Source organism: Occallatibacter sp., from assembly GCF_036502485.1.
Classification (GTDB): Bacteria; Acidobacteriota; Terriglobia; order Terriglobales; family Acidobacteriaceae; genus Telmatobacter.
The window spans coordinates 1-20,828 of the sequence record NZ_DASXYM010000094.1 but is presented as its reverse complement, the minus strand read 5'-3'; the positions used below and the strand labels follow the sequence as shown (position 1 = coordinate 20,828).

Here is a 20,828-nt window from a genome sequence, read left to right as displayed (position 1 = left end):
GCGGTGTGATCCATTGGCACATGCGAAACATAATGCTTGCGCACGTACGGCGATATCACCATATTCGGCACCCGGAACCCAAGCTGCGCCCGGAAGCCGTACAGTTTCGCTGCATCGGTGCTATGTGCGCCCGGATCCGCCGGCAGCAAATCACAGTGCGTGGTAGGCGTGCTGCCCGTGGGCAGGCAGGGGTTATAGCTGTCCGGGTTCACTGAAATCGATGAGATATCCGGAATGGTGCCGAGAGACGAATCAGTAAAGTCGTTCGAGTGTCCCGAGACCGGAGGAACGTGATCGTACGGGCCGCCGCCTTCGTCGTAGGCAAGAAAGAACGCCGAGGTGCTCCATGACGGGCTGGTCATCAAGGAGTTCACAACGGTTGCCACTTCTGACTGGCCCGTGAGCACCGATTGCCCTGAGCCCGGATGTTCATCGTCCAGCCCTGAGCCGGATTCAATAAACGCAAACGCCGGAAGCGTGTTGTTCTTCAAATCGGTGTAGTACTGCGACAACGGCGCGATGTGATTCGGATCCACGCAGTAGAAGTTCGACGTATCCCCCCACACTGAGGACGGCTTCGTCGTCCCCGTGCACGCTGCATGGGCCGAGTTCGCATAAAGGAAGTTCGTCGAGTAAGTGAACGTGAGGAACGTTGAAGCCGGAAGATTGCCCGCGCCTGTGCCGCACGCGCTGCCGCCCTTGCACCCGCCCTGCGTCACCGTGTAATAGAGCTTCCAGGAAACGCCCCCACCCTGCAGTTCCTGGAAGATGTTGTTGATGCTCAGCTGCGGCAGGTGATCGTTGCCGCCTGGATCGAACACGAGACCCTGCGTGGTGCCGCCCGAGAACGTTGCGATGCGGTTGGGGATGCTCTTGCTGGCTACCGGCGAGAACCAGCGATCGGAGACGCCGAACTGCGCCGCCATGTAGTAGTACCAGTTGAGGAAGTCTTGGTCGTAGTAGCCCATGGCGCGCTCGCCTGTGGTGTCGGTGAACTTGCCTGAGCATGTTCCCGATGTATTGCAGCTCTTCGCGAAACCTTCAGCGATGTGAACAAATCCATCCATGTTGATCTTGCGGGAGGAACTGAAGTCCCAGCGGTTCACATCACCATAGCTCTCAAGCCACGCCGAGCTGTCGTCGTCAATACACGTTGATCTCAGCTTGAAGAGCGGGTACGAAGTTCCTTCGTCATCCTGGTTGCTGATCTTGTTCAGCTTGTCATCAATGCCGTCAATCGTATAGGTCTTGCCATCGCTGCCGATATCCCAGCCGTTTACATGGCGATAGGGATTAAGCATGCCGAAGTAGTTATCGAAACTATGATTCTCCTGCAGCATGAACACCACGTGATTGATGGGATTGTTCGCTGCCGCGGTTACAGTCACCGTCGTCTGTGCGGAGACTGTTTTGCTGGCATTACTTGCCTCCGCCGTGTAAGTGGTCGTGCTCGTGGGCTTCACAGTAACTGCGCCGCCGGTGCTGCTCAGCGTGTACGAGCTGCCGTCCGATCCAGTGACCACCACGCCTGTGGCATTCGTGGCATTGACTGTCAATACGTCAGAGCTGCCGCTTGAGATCGTGCTGTTCTGTGCGGCGATAGACACCGTCGGCTGCGTTGTTCCCGATGTCACATTCAGATCGACAGCGGTGTACGCGGCCCCGCCGCAGTAATCCCACTCTTCCACTACCGTGTGCTCGGCTCCTGTCGCCATCGCGATGTTGGTGTTGAGCGACGCGCCATTCACCGTGTACATCAGCTTGTTAGCGACGTAAATACCCATCGACGAGACACCGCCTGCGCACGTCGCCGTCTGTGCAGTCGCGACATAATGCACCGGTGAGGTTACCGTCGAACCGGACGTCGGACTGCTCACCGTTACCTTCGTCGATGTAGGCGCCGTGCCCACCACGATATTCACGGTCGTGTAACTCGCGCCGCCGCACTTGTCCCACTCTTCCACCACTGTGTGCTGGTTACCATTCGCCATCGTGATGTTGGTGTTCAGCGAGGCCCCGTTCACGGTGTAAACGAGCTGGTTGTTCACGTATATACCCATTGAAGCCACGCCTGTCGAACACGTCGTGGTCGACGCCGTAGCTACGTAGTGCACCGGCGAAGTTACTGTGGAGTTAGGTGTGGGGCTTGAAACGGTAACCGTGGCGAATGCAGATGTAGACGCCAGGAACATGGCAAACAACGCAGAAAGGAAGGCACGCACCGGGGACCCCTTATCTTCTTGCAAAACTAAATTTAAACTTGATTTCGCGCGGAGCAGCGACGTGTATATAGATGCGCAAAACTCTTTCCGAGTTGGCGCAAGTATCGGCTGGTGTGCCCGACCGCCTTCTCAGAACGCTGCGTAGTATCTTCCCGCAAAGAGAGCGCTGTCAAACTAAAAGGCTGGATATACTTCGCGCCCTTCGACAAAGGTGGCGATAACTTTCGTAGTAAGAACAGCCTGCGGTTCTGCTTTATAGAGATCCCGATCCACGACAATCAAGTCCGCCGCGAACCCGGGAACCAGTTTTCCCTTGCGCCGCTCCGCGAACTCCGCGTAAGCCGAGCCCTGTGTATAGGCAAACAGAGCCTGTCCACGCGTGAGCTTGTTCTCCGGGTAATAGGACTTTGTTCCCCCTTCGTTCATGCGCGTCACGGCCGCGTAGAGTCCGCGAAAGGGCGTGATCGGCTCAACCGGATAGTCCGTCCCGAACGCCAGCGGCACGCCCGCGTCGAGGAACGCCTTCCACGCATACGAGTATGCGGCCCGTTGCGGGCCAAGCCGTTCCTCGGCCCAGTTCATATCGGTCAGCAGATGATTGGGCTGCATGCTCGCGATCACTCCCAACCGCTTGAAGCGGGGAATGTCTGCGGGATCAACCACCTGCGCATGCTCGATGCGATTGCGCGCTGTACGCGGCACTCCCGCTTGCGAGAATGCATCGAGCGCCATCCCCGTCCCGCGATCGCCGATGGCATGGAACCCAAGCTGAAAACCCGCTTTGGCGCGTTCCATGGCCATGCGGTTCAACTCATCCTGCGTGAAGCGCGGCAATCCGCTGTTGCTCGCATCATCGGCGTAAGGCGCTTTCAACGCCGCGGTCCGCGATCCCAGCGAGCCATCCATAAACCCCTTCAGCATCCCCGTGTGCAGCATCGGATCATGCGCATCGTGGTGCGCCTGCATCTGCTTGAGCTGCTCCAGTGAATTCTGAAACGGCAGCCACTCTGATACGCGCAGATTCAGTTTGCCTTCCTTCTCCATCTCTTCAAAGGTCAAAAAGTCTTCCCACTCGCTAAAGTCCTGCACACTGGTGACACCGTGCGAGAGCGCATCGGCCATGGCTGACTCCAGCCCGCGCCTGCGCTCTTCATGCGAAGGCGGCGGAATCATCTTGCTGACGAGGTCCATCGCCGTGTCGCGCAAAATGCCTGTCGGCTCGCCGTTCGCGTCCAGGTCGATGGCCCCACCCTGCGGCGCCTTGCTGCGGCCGGTCACGCCTCCCGCCTTGAGCCCTGCGGTATTCACAACTGCGATGTGGCCGTCGATGCGCTCAAGGAATGCGGGATGGTCGCCGGTGACCTTGTCGAGATCCTGGCGCGTGGGCAGCACCTTGTTTGCCCACAGGGTATGGTCCCAGTTGCCACCCGTCAGCCAGTGCCCCGTGGGCGCACTCGCGGCAAACTTCTGCACCTGTGCCGCCATCTCGCCCAGAGATTTGACCCCGGTGAGATCTACGTTGAGCTTGGTCTGTCCGGCGGCGCCCAGGTGCGTGTGCGCGTCATTGAAACCAGGAAAAATAAAATGGCTCGTGCCTGCCGTGTCGAGATCGCGCAGCTTGGTCTTCGGCCCCGCCAGGCGCGTGATCTCCTGTGTGGTGCCCACGGCCAGTACCTTGCCCCCGCCAATCGCGATTGCCTGCACGACCTCGGGTTTGTCCTCGGCAAAGCCATTGCCGGTATAGATCACGCCATTGAAATAGATCAGCTCAGGACTCACCCGGATGAGCCTCTCAGGTCCAACCGCACTTGCCTTGTGCGCGGGGGCGCGGCGCGGGGTGTTCTGGCTGAACAGAATGGCTGGGACAACGCCAAGGGCGAGCAAAAAAAGAGAGCGCATCGGCGCAAGTCTAACAGAGCATCGCTGCTCGGCAGGCCTATCGCTCGCTGCGCCACTGCTTGCAGCACGCCAGCGTTACTGTTCGGCCGCCCAGTCCAGCATGGCGGCGGTCAGCAGCAGAATGCGCCGCAGTCCCAACTCCCGATTTCTGGTGGAGTACCACTCGGCCAGCGTGTGCGCACCCCCGCCCTCTCCGCCCGCTCCTACGGAGAGAGATGGCACGCCCAGCGAAAGGGGAATGTTGGCATCCGTTGAGCCCAGCCGTGATCCCGACTGCAGCCCCAGGTGCCGATCCACACCGCGCAACGCCTCCAGAATCGGCGAGTTCTCCGGAAGCCGCGCCGCAGGACGATCACCGATCATTTCGATCCGGTACGTCAGAATTCCGCGCATGCGCCCCAGTGCTGTTGCCCGGTTGTTCCACATGTCAACCGCATCTTCCACCGCGCGGTGGAGCGCCACTTCCAGCCGCACCAGCTCATCCGTCGTCGTCGACCGGAAATCCACCGTGGCTGCCGCCACCTCCGGAATCGAATTGACGCTCGTGCCTCCGTGGATTGTGCCTACGTTCAGCGTGGTCCTCGGCTCTTCCGGCACGGCCGTCGAGGCCAGCGCGGCCAGCGCGGAACTCATCGCCACAATGGGATTCGGCGTACCTGCTTCGGTAAAGCTGTGGCCTCCGGGCCCGCTGATCGTGATCTGATAGCGGCGGCTCCCCAACGCCTGCGTCACCGCGGCGTCGGCTCCCGCCCCGTCAAGCACCACGTGCGCCGCAATGCGTCCGGCCAGCCTTGCGTGCTTGTAGAGGTGACGCACGCCCCGCAGGTCGCCTTCACCTTCCTCGCCCACGTTGCCAAGAAACAGCAGCGCCGCCGGCAACTCCACCCCCGACTTCACCAGCGCCTGCGCAATTGCCATCATGCCCACAACCCCTGCTCCGTTGTCGCACGCCCCGGGCGCTTCAATCCGCTCGTGCCCGTCGGTCGCCCGTACCTGCGGATGCAGCGGAGTGTCGGCCGGAAAAACCGTGTCAAGATGCGCCGACAGAACCACAATATGTCCCGTGCTCTCCGGGCTCAGATGAGGGGATGGAAGGAAACCGAGTACATTGCCGACCTCATCGATCTGCACTTTATCCAGGCCGATCTCATCGAAACGCGCCCGCAGCCACTCTGACCGCGCCTGCTCTCCAAACGGCGGAGCTGGAATTGTGCACAACTCCACCTGCCAATCCAGAATGCTCTTCGTGTTGGCGTGCAGCCACGCGAACGCCGCGTGAATCGGACGCCTGGATGCGAGCGCCGTCACGCGAGCATAAGCCGACAGGGAACTTGATAGAGGCATACCCACTTCAAAGGGTAGCAGCATCCATCGATGAGATTCCCGGCTCTCCGCTACCGGGCCGTTCGAACTGCGTCCTTCAGCTTTTTGTTTTCGTACATGGCCGCGTCGGCCGCTCGCAGCAGCGCCTCGCTGGTGGTTCCGTCTTCCGGGTACATGGCCAAACCTATGCTGGCCGATCCCGCAAAGGTATGTTCGGCCACCAGCAGCGGCGTTTTAAAGCTGGCGCTCAGCCGTCGCGTGATCTCTTCAACCACCCAGCGGCTGCGCGCGTTCGGCACCAGGATGGCGAACTCATCGCCGCCAAGTCGCGCCAGCAGATCGCCCGGTCGCAACAGCCGCTTGATGCGCGCCGCGGTCTCCTGCAGATAAAGATCGCCAATGTGGTGCCCAAAGACGTCATTCACCTGCTTGAAGTCGTCCAGATCGGCATAAATGAGCCCGAAAACCGTTGCCGTCTCCCTCGACCTCTGCACCTGATCCTGCAACTGCCGCTCCAGCGAAAAGCGGTTGTGCGCGTCCGTCAGCGCGTCAAATTCCGAGCGGTACGTCAGGTCGGCATAAAGCCGGCTCGTCTCAATCGCGAGCACCGCAAGCCGCGCCCCCATCTCCAGCCCATAGACCTCGGAGCCCTTCTTCTGCAGAGACGGGTCGCAAGCCACGTGAATGCTTCCCAACCGGCTGCCGCCCTGCCCGTTCAACGTCTGAGAAACGGTTTTGCCGGTTGCAGGCTTGCCCGGCTGGCGGCCCAGGGTGGCGCCGTCCGCCACCTCAATCCAGCAGAACGCGTCCTCCAGGCTCGACGACGCAAGATCCGTGATCTGCTCCAGCACCTGCGCAAGCGGCCTTGAGTCGTTGATGCTTTCAAGAATCCGGCTGCGGCGCTGCTCCAGTTGCGCCTGGGCGTCAGCCTGCAGATGAACCTTCCGCTCCTGCGTCCACCCCCACACCGTGGCTACCACCGCCACCAGCAGCAAAATACCTGCAAGGATGATCAGATTACGCACACTCAGCAGCGGCGGTCTGGCCACAATCGTCAGGTCGTTCGACGACCGCAGCAGAATCTGAAACGGCACATAGCCGCCGGGCGTAATCGCGCTCAGATCCGGGATGGTGCAGATTCCCGTAACCCGCACCTTCGCTCCCGCCGGAAGGAGCGGCATTGGAGCCGCCGGATCGCCCCCCGGGTGCCGCCCAATCGCCGAGAATAGCTTGCCTCCTGCGTCCAGCACATATTCGTCCTGGGAGGGTTCGCGCACCTGGGTCACCAGTCGGCCTTCAATGGAAACCAGGTCGTTCTCGTGCCCCACCGGGCTGTTCGTGCTCCAGAAAGCCAGTTGCTCCCACGTCGCGGTCAGCGGCTTCACAACGCCCGCCGTGCCCAGGTCGATGATCTCTCCGTCTGCAAGCGTGAGAATGCGGTCGTGTTCGGCTGGATATCCCGTCGCATCCGCCTGGTTTCCGATCGTCAGGGTGTCACGCGTGTGCGTCTCGATCCACAGGCTCTTTGACCCGTTCTGCAGCACCACCGCCACCCCCGGTTCGTAATACGTGACAGTGCCTCGCACCCTCACACGCTCGGAAGTATCGGTAACACGGTGGTGTTCCAGGATCCGGTCCATCGGGATAATGGGCACAGCAGACAAGCCATCCTGCCTCCGCTTGAGGACCCGAATATCATCGAGGTGAGCGACATAAATCACCGCTCCGGTCTGCTGCATCTTGTCGTCGAACTTGCCCGCTCCCGCGCCCGTGATCTCCACCTCCGCATCCAGAAGAGCCTTCAACGCCGCGCCGTCGGCACTGTCCACATCCACTTCGAAGTGCCCGCCGTCGGTAACCAGTTGCATGCGCGCGTTTCGGATGGCGCTGCCCTGCGTCCCGTTGAGGTCGGCGGAACGTACCCGTCCCCGCGCCGTCACCATGTGACAGTCAAGATCCGCTCGAACCAGGTCCCAGAAGCCGGCCTGCGTGGCCTTCGGCCGCGGCCCGTGGCCAACAATCGTGATGAAGTCGCTTACTACGATGGGTTTGAAGCTGTTCTGGGTCTTGCCGTGGATGCGAAGACGGTCGCCCTGCTGGTACGTGACCCGGGACGGCGGCCGTACGAAGATTGCATCGTGGCCTTCCTGCACGAACAAAATGTTCTCATATCCCCTTGAGAACACAACACTTGATTCGAAATCGACCGGGATGGCCTGATGAGCTTGAGCATTGTCCAGGGCGGCAATTGCACCCAGGCTTGTCAGCGCAGCCTGCTGTGCGCCGCAGGCCACCGCCCAACCCGGAAGGATGAGGGGAAACAGAACGTATAGCCCCCCGAACAGGCAACGAGCCGCCTGGCGCCACTTGCCGTGCAATGCAGACAGTCTTTCGCTACATCGGGAACCAGGCCTGCGACCTGAAGCGGCTCCCTGAGCCCCTGTGTACAACATTACTTTTTCCGCCTTTGCGGATAAACGTTTGAGAGTTGCACATCATATTACTCCCAACCGTGCGCTCAGGCCCTCCCGCGAATGGGGTAGGGCCCCATCGGCCCCAGGAATCCGGACGAGACCGTACCGAAATGGGAACAGCGCTCCGTCCCTTTCCGCCGCCCGGGCCCGCTTTACTCCGGATACTCCACCGAATGCAGAAACAGCCCCCGCCCCGGAGCCGTGGGACCGGCCGCCGCCCGCGAGCGCGCCGCAAGCATGCCTGGAATCTCCTCTGCCCGGCGATATCCCCTGCCCACGTCCAGCATGGTCCCCACCAGGTTGCGAACCATGTGGTGCAGAAAGCCGCTCCCCCGCACCCGGTAGACGAACAGGGTTCCCTCGTCCATATGCCTTTGCTCCCACCTCGACGCGTAAATCGTGCGCACAGCTCCCAAAGAGGTGCTTTCGCCTGCCTCGTTCTCCGCCCCGGCGGCGGCGCGCGTCGCCGCGTCGGGATCCGTTGCCGCAAAGCTCAAATAATCGTGCGTGCCCACAAACAGCGTCGCGGCCCGCTCCAACTCGGCCAAATCCAGCGGCCACGGATACGAATACACATACCGCGCCACGAATGGCGGGCACACGACGGCATACGCCGCATCGTCATCCGGCTCCCCCATCGGGCCGGTCCGCCGCGGCTCCAGAAAAACCCGGTACTCATACGTCTTCGCTACCGTCGAGTGGCGCGCGTGAAACGATGCCGGCGCCACCTGCGCCCCCACCACCCGAATGGCTGCCGGCAACGTCCTGTTCAACGCGCGCCGCAGACTATCCGCCGGAATCGAGGCCGCCAGCGCAAAGCTCGCCACCTGTCCCAGCGCATGAACCCCCGCATCCGTCCGCCCCGAGCCCTGCGGCAACGGCGATTCGCCCGTCACCCGTCCCAGTGCCGCCTGCAGTTCCCCCTGGATCGTCGCCTGGCCCGGTTGCACCTGCCATCCGCTGTAATCCGTGCCGTCATACGACACAACCAGCTTCCAGTTCCGCGCCGGGCGAAGGGAAACATTCATTGGGCTGCTTTCAGTCACAAACATTCTCGATTTGGGCTGGTTTCAGTCAATTAAATGGTGGCTTAAAGCGTTGTTTACAGGGTACTCGACCTGCCTGCATCCCCCGTCTCGCACCCCGTCGTGGGATATACTCAGCTTTCGACACTCTTACGTGTGGTTGGCCGCCGGAATTGCGGAAAGGGTTGCGGAACGAATCGCAATCCGCGCGCGTATTGTCCCATGTGCGGTGCTCGCGAGCCTTGGCGGAGTGCCCGTCGACCGGCGTTCTGGTCGACAAGGGCGTTCAGTGGAACGCGAATATCCAGCCGGGCAGTGAAAATTTGCGTCCGGGAACAGGTCCCGGTCGTCAGTGTGAATGGCACCCCACATGCCTCAACTGATCGTGGAGAGGAATCATGCATTCTTTCGGTATAGGTGTGTCTAAACGCCAGAGTGATGCCGTGCGCACCCCCCGGGGTACCTTGCGCGCTACTGCGGCCCTCATGCTGGCGCTGATTACGGGTGTTCCCTCGGGCTTTGCACAGCAGGCCACGACTAATCTGCCCCAGCCGAAGCAGTCCTCGGGCCTTCCCGCCGCTCCGGAGCCGCTAGCCACCTCGCCCGCCTCCTTGCGCCAGACACAGCACGACTACAGTCGTCCCAATGGCGACATCTTTCACAGTCCTCAAAAGATGTATTCGCCCACCGATGTCACGGCGGCAAGTTTCGCGAACTCCGTCCGCCTCGACAATCTCGTCAGGGATGGCAAAATCTACCTCAGCCTCTCAGATGCCATCGCTTTGGCGATTGAGAACAACTACGACATCGCCATCGCCCGCTACAACCTCGATATCGCCGATACCGACGTCCTGCGCAGCAAGGCAGGAGCGGCGCTCCGTGGCGTCAATTCCGGCGTGGTAACCAACACCCTGGGCGGCGGCGGCTCCACTCTGGCTTCCGGCGGCGGCCCGGGCGGCACCACCGGCGGTTCGGGCGGAGCGGCTTCCGGCACCGGCGGTCTGGTTACCTCAACCGTCAGCGCAGGTCCCCTCCCTGAGACCATCGATCCAGCCCTTACCGGAAGCATCCAGCTCGAACGTGCCAAGCAACTGCAGACCAACGTGCTGTTCTCCGGCGGCAAATCGTCCTTCACCTCCAACACCGACCAGTACAACTTCGCCTACAACCAGGGGTTCGTCACTGGCACGTCGTTGCAGGTGGGCTTCAACAATATCCGCGGCACCACCGATAACCCCTTCACGAGCTATAGCCCCCTGCTGCAATCCAGCTTCAAGGCTACCGCCACCCAGCACCTGCTGCAGGGCTTCGGGATCTTCGTCAACAAGCGCTTCATGTACCAGGCGCAGAACAACCGCAAGATCACTGACTCTGCCTTCCGCCAGCAGATTCTCTATACCGTCAACCAGGTCGAGACCATCTACTGGGGCCTGGTGAGCGCCTATGAAGACGTGCAGGCCAAGCAGCGTGCCCTCACCCAGAGCACCCAGCTTGAAGGCGACACCCGCAAGCAGCTCGACATCGGCACCATGGCGCCCCTTGACGTAGTCAATGCGCAGTCCACCGTTGCCACCGACAAGCAAAGCCTCATCATCTCGCAGAACAACCTGCAGTACGAGCAACTGATCATCAAGCAGGCCATCGCCCGCAACCTGAGCGATCCCTCCCTGGTGGCCGCGCCCATCATTCCCACCGATCGCATCAGCCTCGACGAGCTGCCCGAAGAAAAGCAGCCCGTGGACGAGCTCGTTCAGACCGCGTTCAAGCAGCGCCCCGAACTTGAGCAGGCCGTTCTCCAACTTAAAAACGATTCCATCGGCATGCGCGGCGCGCGCAACGCCCTGCTGCCCATACTCGATGTTCAGGGTTTCTACAGCGGCAGCGGAGTGGGCGGGTCCCAGAGCCCGTCTCTGAACTGCAATCCCAACTTCGGCGGCGATTTCATTGCCTGCCCTCCCGGCCTCGTTCCAACCAAGGGCTACGGCAATGTGCTGAGCCAGCTGGGCAGCTCAACGGGACCGGACAAGGGCGTTGCCTTCGCGCTGAACATCCCCATCCGGAACCGTCCCGCGCAGGCCGACCAGGCGCGCTCGGTGATGGAATACCGTCAGTCGGAACTGCGCCTCGAACAGCTCTACACGCAGATCCGCATGCAGGTGATCAACGCGCAGTTCGCATTGACCAACGATCGTGCGCAGGTCATCGCCTCACGCGCTGCCCACGACTTCGCCTCGCAGAGCCTTGATGCCGAGCAGAAAAAGCTCCACCTGGGCGCCTCCACCACGGCCCTCGTTCTGCAACAGGAACGCAACCTGGCCACCGCGGAGAACAGCCTCATTGCCGCGGAAGCAGCCTACGCCAAAGACCGCGCCGGTCTGTACCAGACACTGGCCAGCACCCTCCAGCACTACGGCATCAACCTGGGAGAAGCCGCCGCTGGCACGGTCGGCGCTGCGCCCAACGTCCCCGGCCTCGTTCCCGCCCAGAACCAGAACGTCGCCCCTACCACTCAACCGCCCCCCGGCCACTAAGCCGCGAGCCCTCCACAAATCGCGAAGGCCCGGAGCATCTAGCTCCGGGCCTTCGTTGTCTTCGATTGGTTCTTCTTTTCGTCCTTGCAGTTGCCTTTCTGTCTGTCACTCCCGCAGAGAATCCGATTTGTCTCGCCTTGCTACTCCCTACTCCCTGCCCCCTGCTCCCTGTCCTTCTGGTCCCTGGTCCCTGGTCCCTGATCTCTGCCTCTTCACCTCTCCGCCACATGCTCCAGCAGATCAAAGAACTCCGGAAAACTAATCGCCGCCGACTTCGCGCCCCGGATCACCGTCTCCCCCTCCGCCCGCAGCGCCGCCACGCTGAACGCCATAGCAATCCGATGGTCCCCGCCTGAGTCGATCGTCGCCCCGTGCAGCGTCTGCCCGCCCGGCACATCCAGCCCGTCTTCAAACTCCTCCACCTCCGCGCCCATCGCCCGCAGATTTTGCGCCACCAGCGCGATGCGGTCCGACTCCTTCACCCGCAGCTCCTTCGCATCGCGAATCCGAATCCCCCCGCTGGTATACGGCCCAATCGCCGCCAGCACAGGAAGCTCGTCAATCAACTGCGACGCCAGCGCTCCGTTGATCGTGGTAGACCTCATGCCCTCGGGGGGAGCCGTCACCTGCACCGTGCCCACCAGCTCCGCATTCTTCTCCTCCAGATTCAGCACGCTGATGTGCGCGCCCAGGGCGGTCAGCACATCCAGCAGCGTCGCGCGCGTGGGATTCAATCCCAGCGAATCCAGCACCAGCGACGAGCCCGGAAACAGCGACGCCGCGCACAAAAAGAACGCCGCCGAAGAGATGTCCCCCGGCACCGTCGCCTCGATCGCACCCAGCGTCTGCGGTCCTTTAATCGATACCGAATCCTTCGTTCGCGTCAGCTCCGCGCCAAACGCGCGCAGCGCGAGCTCGCTGTGGTCGCGCGTCCTCACCGCCTCGCGCACCGTCGTCGTGCCCTCGCTCTGCAATCCGGCCAGCAGCACGCACGTCTTCACCTGCGCGCTCGGCACCGGCGTGGTGTAGTCGATGGCGCTGAGCCCCGTGCCCTCAATCGTCACCGGAGCGTGCCCGTCCGTGAGCGCGATGCGCGCGCCCATCTCGGCCAGCGGCTTGCGGATCCGTTCCATGGGCCGGCGCGAAAGGGAAGCATCGCCCGTCAGCGTAAACGTCCCCTGCTGCGGTGCCAGCAGCCCCGCGATCATCCGCATCGTCGACCCGGAATTGCCGCAATCCAGCGGCTCAGCGGCAGGCTTCACCCGTCCGCCCACGCCCGTCACTTCCACCCGGCCGTCCTCCAGCCTGCGCACCCGCGCGCCCAGCGCCTGCATGCATGCCAGCGTCGAAGCGCAATCGGCCCCAGTCGAAAAATTCGCAAACCGCGACGTGCCTTCCGCAAACGCGGCCAGCATCCCGTAGCGATGGCTGATTGATTTGTCGCCGGGCAGGCGCAGGCTGCCAAGAATATTCTTCGCCGGCCGAATAATGCGTTCTTCTGTAGAGCTGTGCAAAGGAACTCCATGATAGAAATTCCTTCAAGTTTACCAACCACTCCCCGCCCGGCTGCATGGCTCACCGTTGAGCAGTGCTGCTCCGCAGAGCCGCCGCCGCCCGCGTGTCCACCCCCGCGCCCCTGTTCGATACCGTACTCGACAGTTTCCGTTCCGCCAGATGCTCCGCAACCACCACCGAGTTCCATCCACTGGCGGGCACATCCGGCGTCACCCCGGCCTCTTCCCAGTCCGCGTGCGTCACCGGATCGACGTACTTGTACTCCGGCACACCGATGAAGAAGTGGTCGTTGATCCGGCGGTTGCGTACCGGGTGCGCCGCGCCGCCCGTTCGTTCCCCAATCAGCACCGCGCGCTTGAGATTACGCAAGTCGTAGGCAAACTGCTCCGCTGCAGAAAAGCTGCTCCGCGAGATCAGCACATACACCGGCTGCGTGGCGAAACGCGTCCCCAGCTTTTCCGGAGCAGTCCAGTACTCGGTGGTCTTGTCCTCGCGGCGGTTATACAAGTCCGTCAGGTGCGTGCGCCGGTCGAACAGATACGACATCAGCAGCGCCACCATGCGCGGATCGCCGCCCCGGTTCTGGCGGACATCAAAGATCAGCGCATCGGTATGCGACAGCAGTTTCATCGCCGCCGCCACCGTATCGGCACACGCCTCGGGCGCGCCAAAATAGTTGAATTCCAGATACCCAAGATTCCCCGGCAGAACGTCCACATGCTTGAATCCGCAGTTGGTCCGCTCCAGCGCCCGCCGGTAAATCGCCTGATCGCTGGACGAAGGCTCCTCATCCTCCTCAGGCAGAACCGCCCCGGAGTACACCACCCGCAAATGCCGGTCGTGGCTCACCGACTCCAGATCCGACGTCAACCGCGCAGCCAGCATCGCGCTGTCCAGCGCATCGTAATCTCCGTTCTTCCGGTGCGTTCCCAGCGCGTCGAGCATCTTCTCGGCCGCATCGGGCAGAATGTAGTACTCCTTCAGCTTGGCCGCCACTCCGTCAAGCACCTGTTCGCGCTCGGCGGCCGTGAGTGCGGACTGCGCCTGCACCCCGGCACTCTCAGGAGCCGAAACTCCCGGTGCCTGGGCAAGGGAAGTGGCGGCGCTGACAAAACACAGCAGGAGAGCTTGGCGGATCATAACGGTCTCCCCGAAAGGCCGGCCTGGGGCAGCCCTCTCTATGGGATGCGCGGCGCTTTGTCTTTGAGACGGAGCAAACAGTACGAAGTTGAGCTTTGAATGTCTGCTTGAGCAAGTAAACAGCTCATCCAGGGTCGCAGTGCTCCATGGCTATCCGAAGCCCGTTCGGTCCGGCCTCTGGCGGAGGTAACAGGCCGGTGGTGGAGGATGAACTCTCGAACCCAAACTGAAACAAGCGGGTCACGAGACTGACATGGTTCCTACGCCCGGCACCGCAGCACAATGATGGTCTCATCGTCGAACCGCTCTTTCCCGCCCTGAAAGCGGCTCACATCCTGCAGAATCGCCTCCGCGATCTCCGCTGCCGGTAACTGCCGATGCCCGCACAGGATGTTGGTCAGCCGCTCCTCGCCATACATCTCGTCCTGCCCATTCTCCGCGTCCAGGATCCCGTCGGAAACAAACACAATCGCATCCCCTGGCTCCGTTGCGATCGTCTGTTCGTCATAAGTGGAGTTGGGAAACATCCCCAGCGGAAACCCCTCCACCCGCACCGTGCTCGATGTTCCGCCGCGGCAGATCATCGGCTGCACCGCGCCCGAATTGGCTAGCGCCAGCGTACGCTCGTCGTCGTTCCACACCGCGAACAGCATCGTCACATACTGCGAATCGAGCCGGCGCTCCTGCAGCGCGTCATTCAGGCAGGCCAGCATCTCCGCCGGCCCAAACCGCTGGTTCGCCGCCGAGCGCATAATGCCGCTCACCAGCGCCGCAAACAGCGCCGCCGGCGCAGCCTTGCCGCTCACGTCCCCCAGCACAATCGCGCTGCGGTTGTCGCCATACTCCAGAAAATCGTAAAGATCCCCGCCAATCGCACGCGCCGGCAAAAAGCGCACCGCCATCTCGGCATTCTTGTGTTCCGGCGGCAGGGTGGGCAGCAGCCGCAGCTGCACCTCGCGCGCCATGGTGATATCGCGCTCCAGTTGCTGTTCCTGCCGCCTCACTCGCTGATAAAGCCGCGCATTCTCAATGGCGATCGCCACCTGCGCCGCCAGCGTCACCAGCATGCGCTCGTGCTCCTCATTGAAGAAGCCGGTCCGCGTATGTTCCAGATCGAGCACGCCAATCACGCGCCCCTTGTAGAACAGCGGCACAATCATCTCCGAGCGCGTCTCCTGGTTCATCTCCAGGTAGCGCGGATCCTTCCGCACATCCGGCACGTTCACCACGCGCCACTCGCGGAGGGAGGCGCCCACCAGCCCCGCCGTGATCGGAATCTTGCGCCGCGGCGCATGCGTGTACCCAAACCGCCACGCATAGCGCGTCACCAGGACCTCGCCCTTCTCGTCCAGCAGCATCACCGTGAACATCTGATAGTCGATCAGCCGCCGCAGAAGATGCCCCACCCGGTCCAGCAGCGGATCCAGGTCCAGAATCGATGTCAGCTCAATCGCGATCTCGTTCAGCACCGTCAGCGTCTGCGCCTGCCGCGACACCCGCGCATACAGCCTCGCATTCTCAATCGCCTGCGCAATCCGCGACGCCGTCAGCGTCAGCAGGTGCAGGTGTTCCGGCCTGAAGTAGTTGAGCTGCTCGCTCTCAATATCCATCACGCCAATCAGCCGATTCTTCGCGATCAGCGGCACCGCCAATTCCGACTTCACATCCGGATTCACGCTCAAATACGCCGGAGACTTGCTTACATCGTTCAGCAGCAGCGGCTGCCGCGTCAGCGCCACCTGCCCCACCACTCCCTTGCCCAGCGGATATCGCATCCGCTCCACTTCCGGCGTGTGCCCAATCTGGAAGCGCATGCGCAGGTCGTGGGTGCGATCGTTCAGCAGCAGAATCGCGAAGATGCGGTAGTTGATCACCGCCCGCACCAGCTCGGATGTCCGGTTCAGCAGCGTCTGCAGGTCCAGCGTCGTGTTCAGCGCATCCGCAAGCTGGACAAGGTACGTCAGGTCCGCCGGCTGCACGCGCACGTTCACCGGGTCGATATGCGACGCCTCGGCAGGGCGGTAATCGCCCTCATACTCGTTCTCGCCGTACTCGTTTTTGGGGTCCAGTGACATGACGCTCGAAACGAATGATATCGCACCCCCCATCCCCACCTCGGGTTCCCGCCTCGCCACCCGCACTGGACTAACTCACAGCCTGTGTATCGCATGCCCGACCGCCCGCTCCAACGGCAGGCCCACCCGCCGCCCCGCTGCTACTTTCCGAGCTCCGCCTCGATCGCCGCTACCAGCTGCGGATCGTCCGGCTTCGTATCCGGCGCGAACCGTGCCACCACCGCGCCCCTCCGGTCCAGCAGGAACTTCTCAAAGTTCCACAGAACCTCCGGCGCCGGGTTTGGATCAATTCCATACTTGCGCAGGTTATCCGCAAACGGCACATCCCCGGTGGCCGTCGCCTCCGGCTTGGCGGCAATCAACGCCGCATAGAGAGCATGCTTCTGCGGCCCGACTACCGGAATCTTCTCGAACAGCGGAAAGTCCACGCCATAGTTCAGCGAGCAGAACGACTCGATCTCCTCGGCCGTGCCCGGCTCCTGTCCCGCGAAGTCGTTCGATGGAAAGCCCGCAATCACAAACCCGCGGTCCTTGTATTCCTTGTAGAGCTTCTCCAGCCCCTCATACTGCGGCGTCAGGCCGCACTTCGATGCCACGTTGACCACCAGAACAACCTTGCCCTTGAACTCCCCAAGCGATGAGTCGCCGCCTGCAAGCGTATGGACCGGAATATCGTAGATAGCTGCCATAAAGGTTCCTTTCAGTGCTCCCTTCCGATCATAAAAGGCTGATCCCGCAATGCACCCCATCGCCGTGCCGTCACACGCCGCCGCCAGAAATCAGCACCCTACCGCGTGCCCTGTGGAAATCTGGCAATAACATACTTGCGACACCATGACGGTTGAGTGAGAATGGAATTGCCCCTTAACCATGAAAAGAGTTGAGGGATGGAAAACGGAATTCCACGCGAATCTTTAGCGCAAGTGGTCCCGCATCTCAGCGGGATGGCAAAGCGATTCCGGGAGAAACGACTAGTGGCGTCAATACGCGCATTCTTCGACGAATCAGCGGTTAGCCCTAGCGATGGCCCCGCATTGATCTTTGGCGGTTATGTCGGCACTGTCGGCGAGTTCGGGAGGGCGGCTGATGCATGGCAGGACTGCTTAGATGAAAGCCCTGCGATCACCTATTTCCACCATAAGGAAGCTCCAAGCGAATGCAAAATCATCCCTCTTGCAAGGGTTGTGAGCGGGTTTGATCTGCAGGGGTTTGTTGTGACCATCCCACATACCCCGTTTTTAGACCGCCACAGCGCGGCAGCTAAGGGGATGTTCGGAACTCGAATATACGACTGGGGATTTGTTCACACTGTGACCGGAGTCCTAGAGTGGGTGGACCAAAACTTCCCTGAGGGGGAAAAGGTCGATTTTGTCTTTGGCACTGGACGTCGAGAACTTGATCTATGCCGGGCAAAGCTATTTGACCCCCTGAGTTCAGAAGGGAATGGCATATGGAGAAGGGCGGGAACCTGCACACCGGGAGATAGCAAAACTATCCAAGCACTTCAAATGGGCGATCTTCTCGCGGGTCAGGTTTTGGAGCATATCAGGACTGGCGAAGCGCCGGGCTTAGCTGAACTAGCACACTCCAAACCTATTTTGCTGCTGAGAGAAAATCCGCCGAGCGCCCTTGGGGTAGGACTCACCCTTCAGAAACTGGGAAAACAACTGTACGACGCCGGGCGACAGAAGTTCCTGAATTGTCCTGGTGATTCCGTTCCTTTGAAGGTGTTCACGCCATACTATGAAGGAATGCTTGCGCTCGCAGCTATGATGGAGGTAGTTTGCAAGGAGTTGGTGAAGGATGAAGACCCCACCGAATAACCCCGAGTTCTCGCGCTTCACGGAAGCCATGCGAACGATACTCAAGGTGTCGAAGGCGGAATTGAATCAGCGCATGAAAGCAGAAAAGCGGAAGCCTAAAGGTGCTTCCGCTTCCCGCGTTTCTGGCGCTTCTTCCGCCACTTCTCAGGGCTAGAACGGTTCACTGCTCGTTTCCTCCACCTTGCCGGTCAGTTCTGCATAGGTAAGGCGCTTGCCTGCTATCTGCGACACTGCCAGCACAAAGCGGTCCGCATCAGTCAGCGGATTGTCTCTGGTGGTGCGATTGTTGAAACGAAACATCTGCTCGTCAACGTAGCGGCCAAGGTGAAACGGTTCGACCGCAACGTAGGTTCCAGCGAGAGACCGCTTCAAGAGACTCCAGAAGTTCTCGATTCCGTTGGTGTGTACCGAACCGCGAACGTACTCGTTGAGATGGCTTACGGTCTCATGGATAAAGGTCTTTTCGGCCAATCCCTGATAGCCTTTGTGTGCGTCGGTGAATACGAAGGAACCGGGCGCGACCTGATTCAAAATCTCGGCCTGTAGCACGTCGCGCTTGACGTTCGGAATCACCTTGGCACGTACTTGGCGGGTCTTGCGTTCCAGCATCCCGAATACGACCGGCTTATCCGTGTGCTGTCCATGGATCTGAGCCTTCGCCCGCTTTGCCGCGTGCATGTTCTTTGGCTTGCCGCCGATGAATGTTTCGTCAACCTCAATCGGTCCACCCTCATCCCCGCCCATAATCTCAAAGCTGCCGTTCTGGAGTGCCAACCGGATGCGGTGAAGCATGAACCATGCCGACTTCTGAGTCACATTTAGATCGCGTGCGATTTCGTAGCTGCTCACACCATTCTTGCAGTTCACGACCAGCCAAACGGCAGTGAGCCACTTGTCCAGAGGGATCGGAGAATCTTCAAAGATGCTCCCGGTCTTGGCGCTGAATTGCTTGTGGCAATCCTTCGCCATGCACTTGAAGATGCGGCGGGTCTTGAGATAGGAAACCTTCGCCCCTGAGCAATGCGGACAGCTAGCGCCATTCGGCCAGCGCATCCCGGCCACAAATTCGACGCATACGTCCGCGTCCGCAAAGTACCGGACCGCTTGCATTAGGCTCTTCGGGAATTGTTTCTGCTCGTCCATGAATCTAAGGTACTACAAACACCATGGTGTGTCAACTATATTGTTACCGGAAATCTTGTCAAGCCCCACCCCTGTGGAAAAGTGCCCCAGGCCGTTGAAACAAAAGCGAATATAAACTTCAGAAAAATGGCAGAGTAGCCCTTCCGTTTTGCTAAGCTCGAATCAGATACCAAAACCCTGCCCGCCGGACTTCCAAGTCCCGGCGGGCATTTCTTTTGCACTCCTGAAAGGAAGCCTCGCCATGCCTGCATCCGCCTCTGAAACCGTCGCCGTACCCCTCTTCCGTTCCGCTGAAGCCGCCGCAAATGCCGGACCTGCCCAGCCCTCACCCGAGGCCGTCGCGCCTGACGCCCCCTCCGCCGTTCCCGTCATGTCGCTCAAAGACGCAATCCTGAACTGCCGCAAAGCCTGGAATCACGCGTTTACCACAGCAAAAGCTCGCGGCGAACACGACGTCCACGCCAGGGAGGACGCCACCGCCGCATACTGCGCCGCCATGCCCTTCCTCACCTCCCACGGAAACATCCGCGCCTACATGGCTTGTGTCTGCCATGCCATGACCACCGGCATTCTGCGCAAAAGCGACGGCTTGCAGTTGATGGTCGGGGCGCGTTCTGCCTTCGCGGTCTTCCCGCGCGAACACAACCCCGGCGGCCGCCCCCTGGTCAGCCAACACCCGTAACCAGAAAACTAATAGGGTTTCACCCCCATTCGCTGCAATAGAATTCTTCTCTTGAGCCGTATAAATTAAGCATAATCATAAACATATAATCAAAACGCCTGCATCGCAAATCTTCGCCCTAAACCCGAATAAAATACGAAATATCAGCGAAGAATCTACTCCGCCGCAAGCGATAAAAAACGCCAATAGTTATAACTAAGTAAACATGCGTCACGCCCTGCAATCTGAGCAATGGCAAATGACCCCGCTCAGAAAAGGACTCAAGAAAGTGCCCCCGCTTGCCGAAGAGCTAAGACGTGGAGCACACCCGGACATGGAGCCTGTGAGGCTGCATCCGCGCGAGGAAAGCGTGACGCATCCGGAATCGAAGGCCGCCAGCGAAGAGCCCGGCAGCGAACAGCGGCTTTACCCCCGCCTGTCCTGCGCAGGCATCGCCGATCTGCGCGTCATTCCCAACGGCGGCAAACAGACCGGTTCCCTCATCAACCTCAGCAAGCGAGGATGCTGCTTCCTCGCCGACCAGCCGCTGGCAGGCTGCGAAGGCTCGTCCATCGAGATACACATGAAAGTTCGCGGCATCCCCTTCCGCGTGGCCGGAGTCATCCGTCACGTTCACAGAGGCGTCAAGGCGGGCATCGAGTTTGTCAGCCTCTCCGAACGCAAATGCGCGCAGATCGACGAAGTCGTGGCCGAACTCACCATCCTCGATCTGCACGCCAAAAAACTGCGCCAGGAAGAACTGCGCAAACGCGATGAGGAAAATGTGGCGGAAGAAAACCGGCGCGAGGCCCGCAAAAAAGTTGAAGATCACGCCCGCAGACGCCTGCTCCGCTTCTACCAGCCCTAGCCCGGTTACATGTCATCAAAACCATGTCATCAAAACCATGTCATCGAAACCATGTCATCGAAACCATGTCATCAAACCCATGCCCCCAAAACCATGTCATCAAAACCATGTCATCAAAACCATGTCATC

14 protein-coding genes are annotated in these 20,828 nt (G+C 60.7%); 4 read left to right on the top strand and 10 right to left on the bottom strand.

Annotated features, from left to right (window positions below; genetic code table 11):
- From VGL22_RS13300 to truA, 5 genes are all read right to left on the bottom strand, one after another.
- Window positions 1–2,222: alkaline phosphatase family protein (locus VGL22_RS13300; RefSeq protein WP_465267418.1), on the bottom strand; the 2,222-nt coding region annotated here is incomplete at its 3' end.
- A gap of 174 nt (window positions 2,223–2,396) precedes the next feature.
- Entirely contained in the window at window positions 2,397–4,121 is a 1,725-nt protein-coding gene (locus tag VGL22_RS13295; RefSeq protein WP_465267417.1) for an amidohydrolase, read from the bottom strand.
- Between the two features lie 75 nt (window positions 4,122–4,196).
- Window positions 4,197–5,465 carry a M20/M25/M40 family metallo-hydrolase gene (locus VGL22_RS13290; RefSeq protein ID WP_465267416.1) on the bottom strand — a complete coding sequence of 423 codons (1,269 nt, stop codon included), beginning with the start codon at window positions 5,463–5,465 and terminating at the stop codon, window positions 4,197–4,199.
- A gap of 50 nt (window positions 5,466–5,515) precedes the next feature.
- Complete coding sequence (locus tag VGL22_RS13285; protein WP_465267415.1) at window positions 5,516–7,822, bottom strand: diguanylate cyclase domain-containing protein; 2,307 nt, start codon at window positions 7,820–7,822, stop codon at window positions 5,516–5,518.
- Between the two features lie 248 nt (window positions 7,823–8,070).
- Window positions 8,071–8,946, bottom strand: coding sequence for a tRNA pseudouridine(38-40) synthase TruA (gene truA, locus VGL22_RS13280; protein WP_465267414.1), 876 nt, complete (start codon window positions 8,944–8,946; stop codon window positions 8,071–8,073).
- Window positions 8,947–9,341: 395 nt separating this feature from the next.
- Here truA and VGL22_RS13275 point away from each other — a divergent pair, with 395 nt between their 5' ends.
- On the top strand, window positions 9,342–11,474 hold the full coding sequence (locus VGL22_RS13275) for a TolC family protein (protein WP_465267413.1): 2,133 nt from the start codon (window positions 9,342–9,344) through the stop codon (window positions 11,472–11,474).
- A 212-nt stretch (window positions 11,475–11,686) separates the two neighbouring features.
- Here the strand turns inward: VGL22_RS13275 and aroA are convergent, their stop codons facing one another.
- The 4 genes from aroA to VGL22_RS13255 form a co-directional block, all read right to left on the bottom strand.
- Window positions 11,687–12,988 carry a 3-phosphoshikimate 1-carboxyvinyltransferase gene (gene aroA / locus VGL22_RS13270; RefSeq protein ID WP_465267412.1) on the bottom strand — a complete coding sequence of 434 codons (1,302 nt, stop codon included), beginning with the start codon at window positions 12,986–12,988 and terminating at the stop codon, window positions 11,687–11,689.
- 61 nt (window positions 12,989–13,049) lie between these two features.
- Window positions 13,050–14,129, bottom strand: a complete 1,080-nt coding sequence (locus VGL22_RS13265; RefSeq protein ID WP_465267411.1) for a S41 family peptidase — start codon at window positions 14,127–14,129, stop codon at window positions 13,050–13,052.
- A 260-nt stretch (window positions 14,130–14,389) separates the two neighbouring features.
- Window positions 14,390–16,204 (bottom strand): SpoIIE family protein phosphatase, encoded by a 1,815-nt coding sequence (locus tag VGL22_RS13260; protein WP_465267410.1) that lies wholly within the window; start codon window positions 16,202–16,204, stop codon window positions 14,390–14,392.
- Window positions 16,205–16,344: 140 nt separating this feature from the next.
- Window positions 16,345–16,893, bottom strand: a complete 549-nt coding sequence (locus VGL22_RS13255) for a glutathione peroxidase (protein ID WP_465267409.1) — start codon at window positions 16,891–16,893, stop codon at window positions 16,345–16,347.
- 198 nt (window positions 16,894–17,091) lie between these two features.
- On the opposite strand from VGL22_RS13255, the gene VGL22_RS13250 reads away from it, so the two are divergent.
- The gene (locus VGL22_RS13250) at window positions 17,092–18,027 is read left to right on the top strand and encodes a hypothetical protein (RefSeq protein ID WP_465267408.1); all 936 of its coding nucleotides are present in this window, start codon (window positions 17,092–17,094) and stop codon (window positions 18,025–18,027) included.
- A 150-nt stretch (window positions 18,028–18,177) separates the two neighbouring features.
- Here VGL22_RS13250 and VGL22_RS13245 read toward each other — a convergent pair whose 3' ends face one another.
- On the bottom strand, window positions 18,178–19,170 hold the full coding sequence (locus VGL22_RS13245; protein ID WP_465267407.1) for an IS1595 family transposase: 993 nt from the start codon (window positions 19,168–19,170) through the stop codon (window positions 18,178–18,180).
- 241 nt (window positions 19,171–19,411) lie between these two features.
- Between VGL22_RS13245 and VGL22_RS13240 the strand changes: the two genes are divergently transcribed.
- Together VGL22_RS13240 and VGL22_RS13235 are read left to right on the top strand one after the other, a co-directional pair.
- A complete protein-coding gene (locus tag VGL22_RS13240) occupies window positions 19,412–19,852 on the top strand; it encodes a hypothetical protein (protein WP_465267406.1) in 441 nt (146 codons plus the stop codon).
- 205 nt (window positions 19,853–20,057) lie between these two features.
- Complete coding sequence (locus VGL22_RS13235) at window positions 20,058–20,699, top strand: PilZ domain-containing protein (protein ID WP_465267405.1); 642 nt, start codon at window positions 20,058–20,060, stop codon at window positions 20,697–20,699.
- Window positions 20,700–20,828: the final 129 nt, after the last annotated feature.

Excerpts from the sequence above, each read along its gene's own strand:
- VGL22_RS13240 (WP_465267406.1), top strand. The coding sequence starts at position 19,412 with ATGCCTGCATCCGCCTCTGAAACCGTCGCCGTACCCCTCTTCCGTTCC.
- VGL22_RS13265 (WP_465267411.1), bottom strand. The coding sequence starts at position 14,129 with ATGATCCGCCAAGCTCTCCTGCTGTGTTTTGTCAGCGCCGCCACTTCC.
- VGL22_RS13275 (WP_465267413.1), top strand. The coding sequence starts at position 9,342 with ATGCATTCTTTCGGTATAGGTGTGTCTAAACGCCAGAGTGATGCCGTG.
- VGL22_RS13255 (WP_465267409.1), bottom strand. The coding sequence starts at position 16,893 with ATGGCAGCTATCTACGATATTCCGGTCCATACGCTTGCAGGCGGCGAC.
- VGL22_RS13245 (WP_465267407.1), bottom strand. The coding sequence starts at position 19,170 with ATGGACGAGCAGAAACAATTCCCGAAGAGCCTAATGCAAGCGGTCCGG.
- VGL22_RS13250 (WP_465267408.1), top strand. The coding sequence starts at position 17,092 with ATGGAAAACGGAATTCCACGCGAATCTTTAGCGCAAGTGGTCCCGCAT.
- VGL22_RS13235 (WP_465267405.1), top strand. The coding sequence starts at position 20,058 with ATGCGTCACGCCCTGCAATCTGAGCAATGGCAAATGACCCCGCTCAGA.
- VGL22_RS13290 (WP_465267416.1), bottom strand. The coding sequence starts at position 5,465 with ATGCCTCTATCAAGTTCCCTGTCGGCTTATGCTCGCGTGACGGCGCTC.
- VGL22_RS13260 (WP_465267410.1), bottom strand. The coding sequence starts at position 16,204 with ATGTCACTGGACCCCAAAAACGAGTACGGCGAGAACGAGTATGAGGGC.
- VGL22_RS13295 (WP_465267417.1), bottom strand. The coding sequence starts at position 4,121 with ATGCGCTCTCTTTTTTTGCTCGCCCTTGGCGTTGTCCCAGCCATTCTG.
- truA (WP_465267414.1), bottom strand. The coding sequence starts at position 8,946 with ATGAATGTTTCCCTTCGCCCGGCGCGGAACTGGAAGCTGGTTGTGTCG.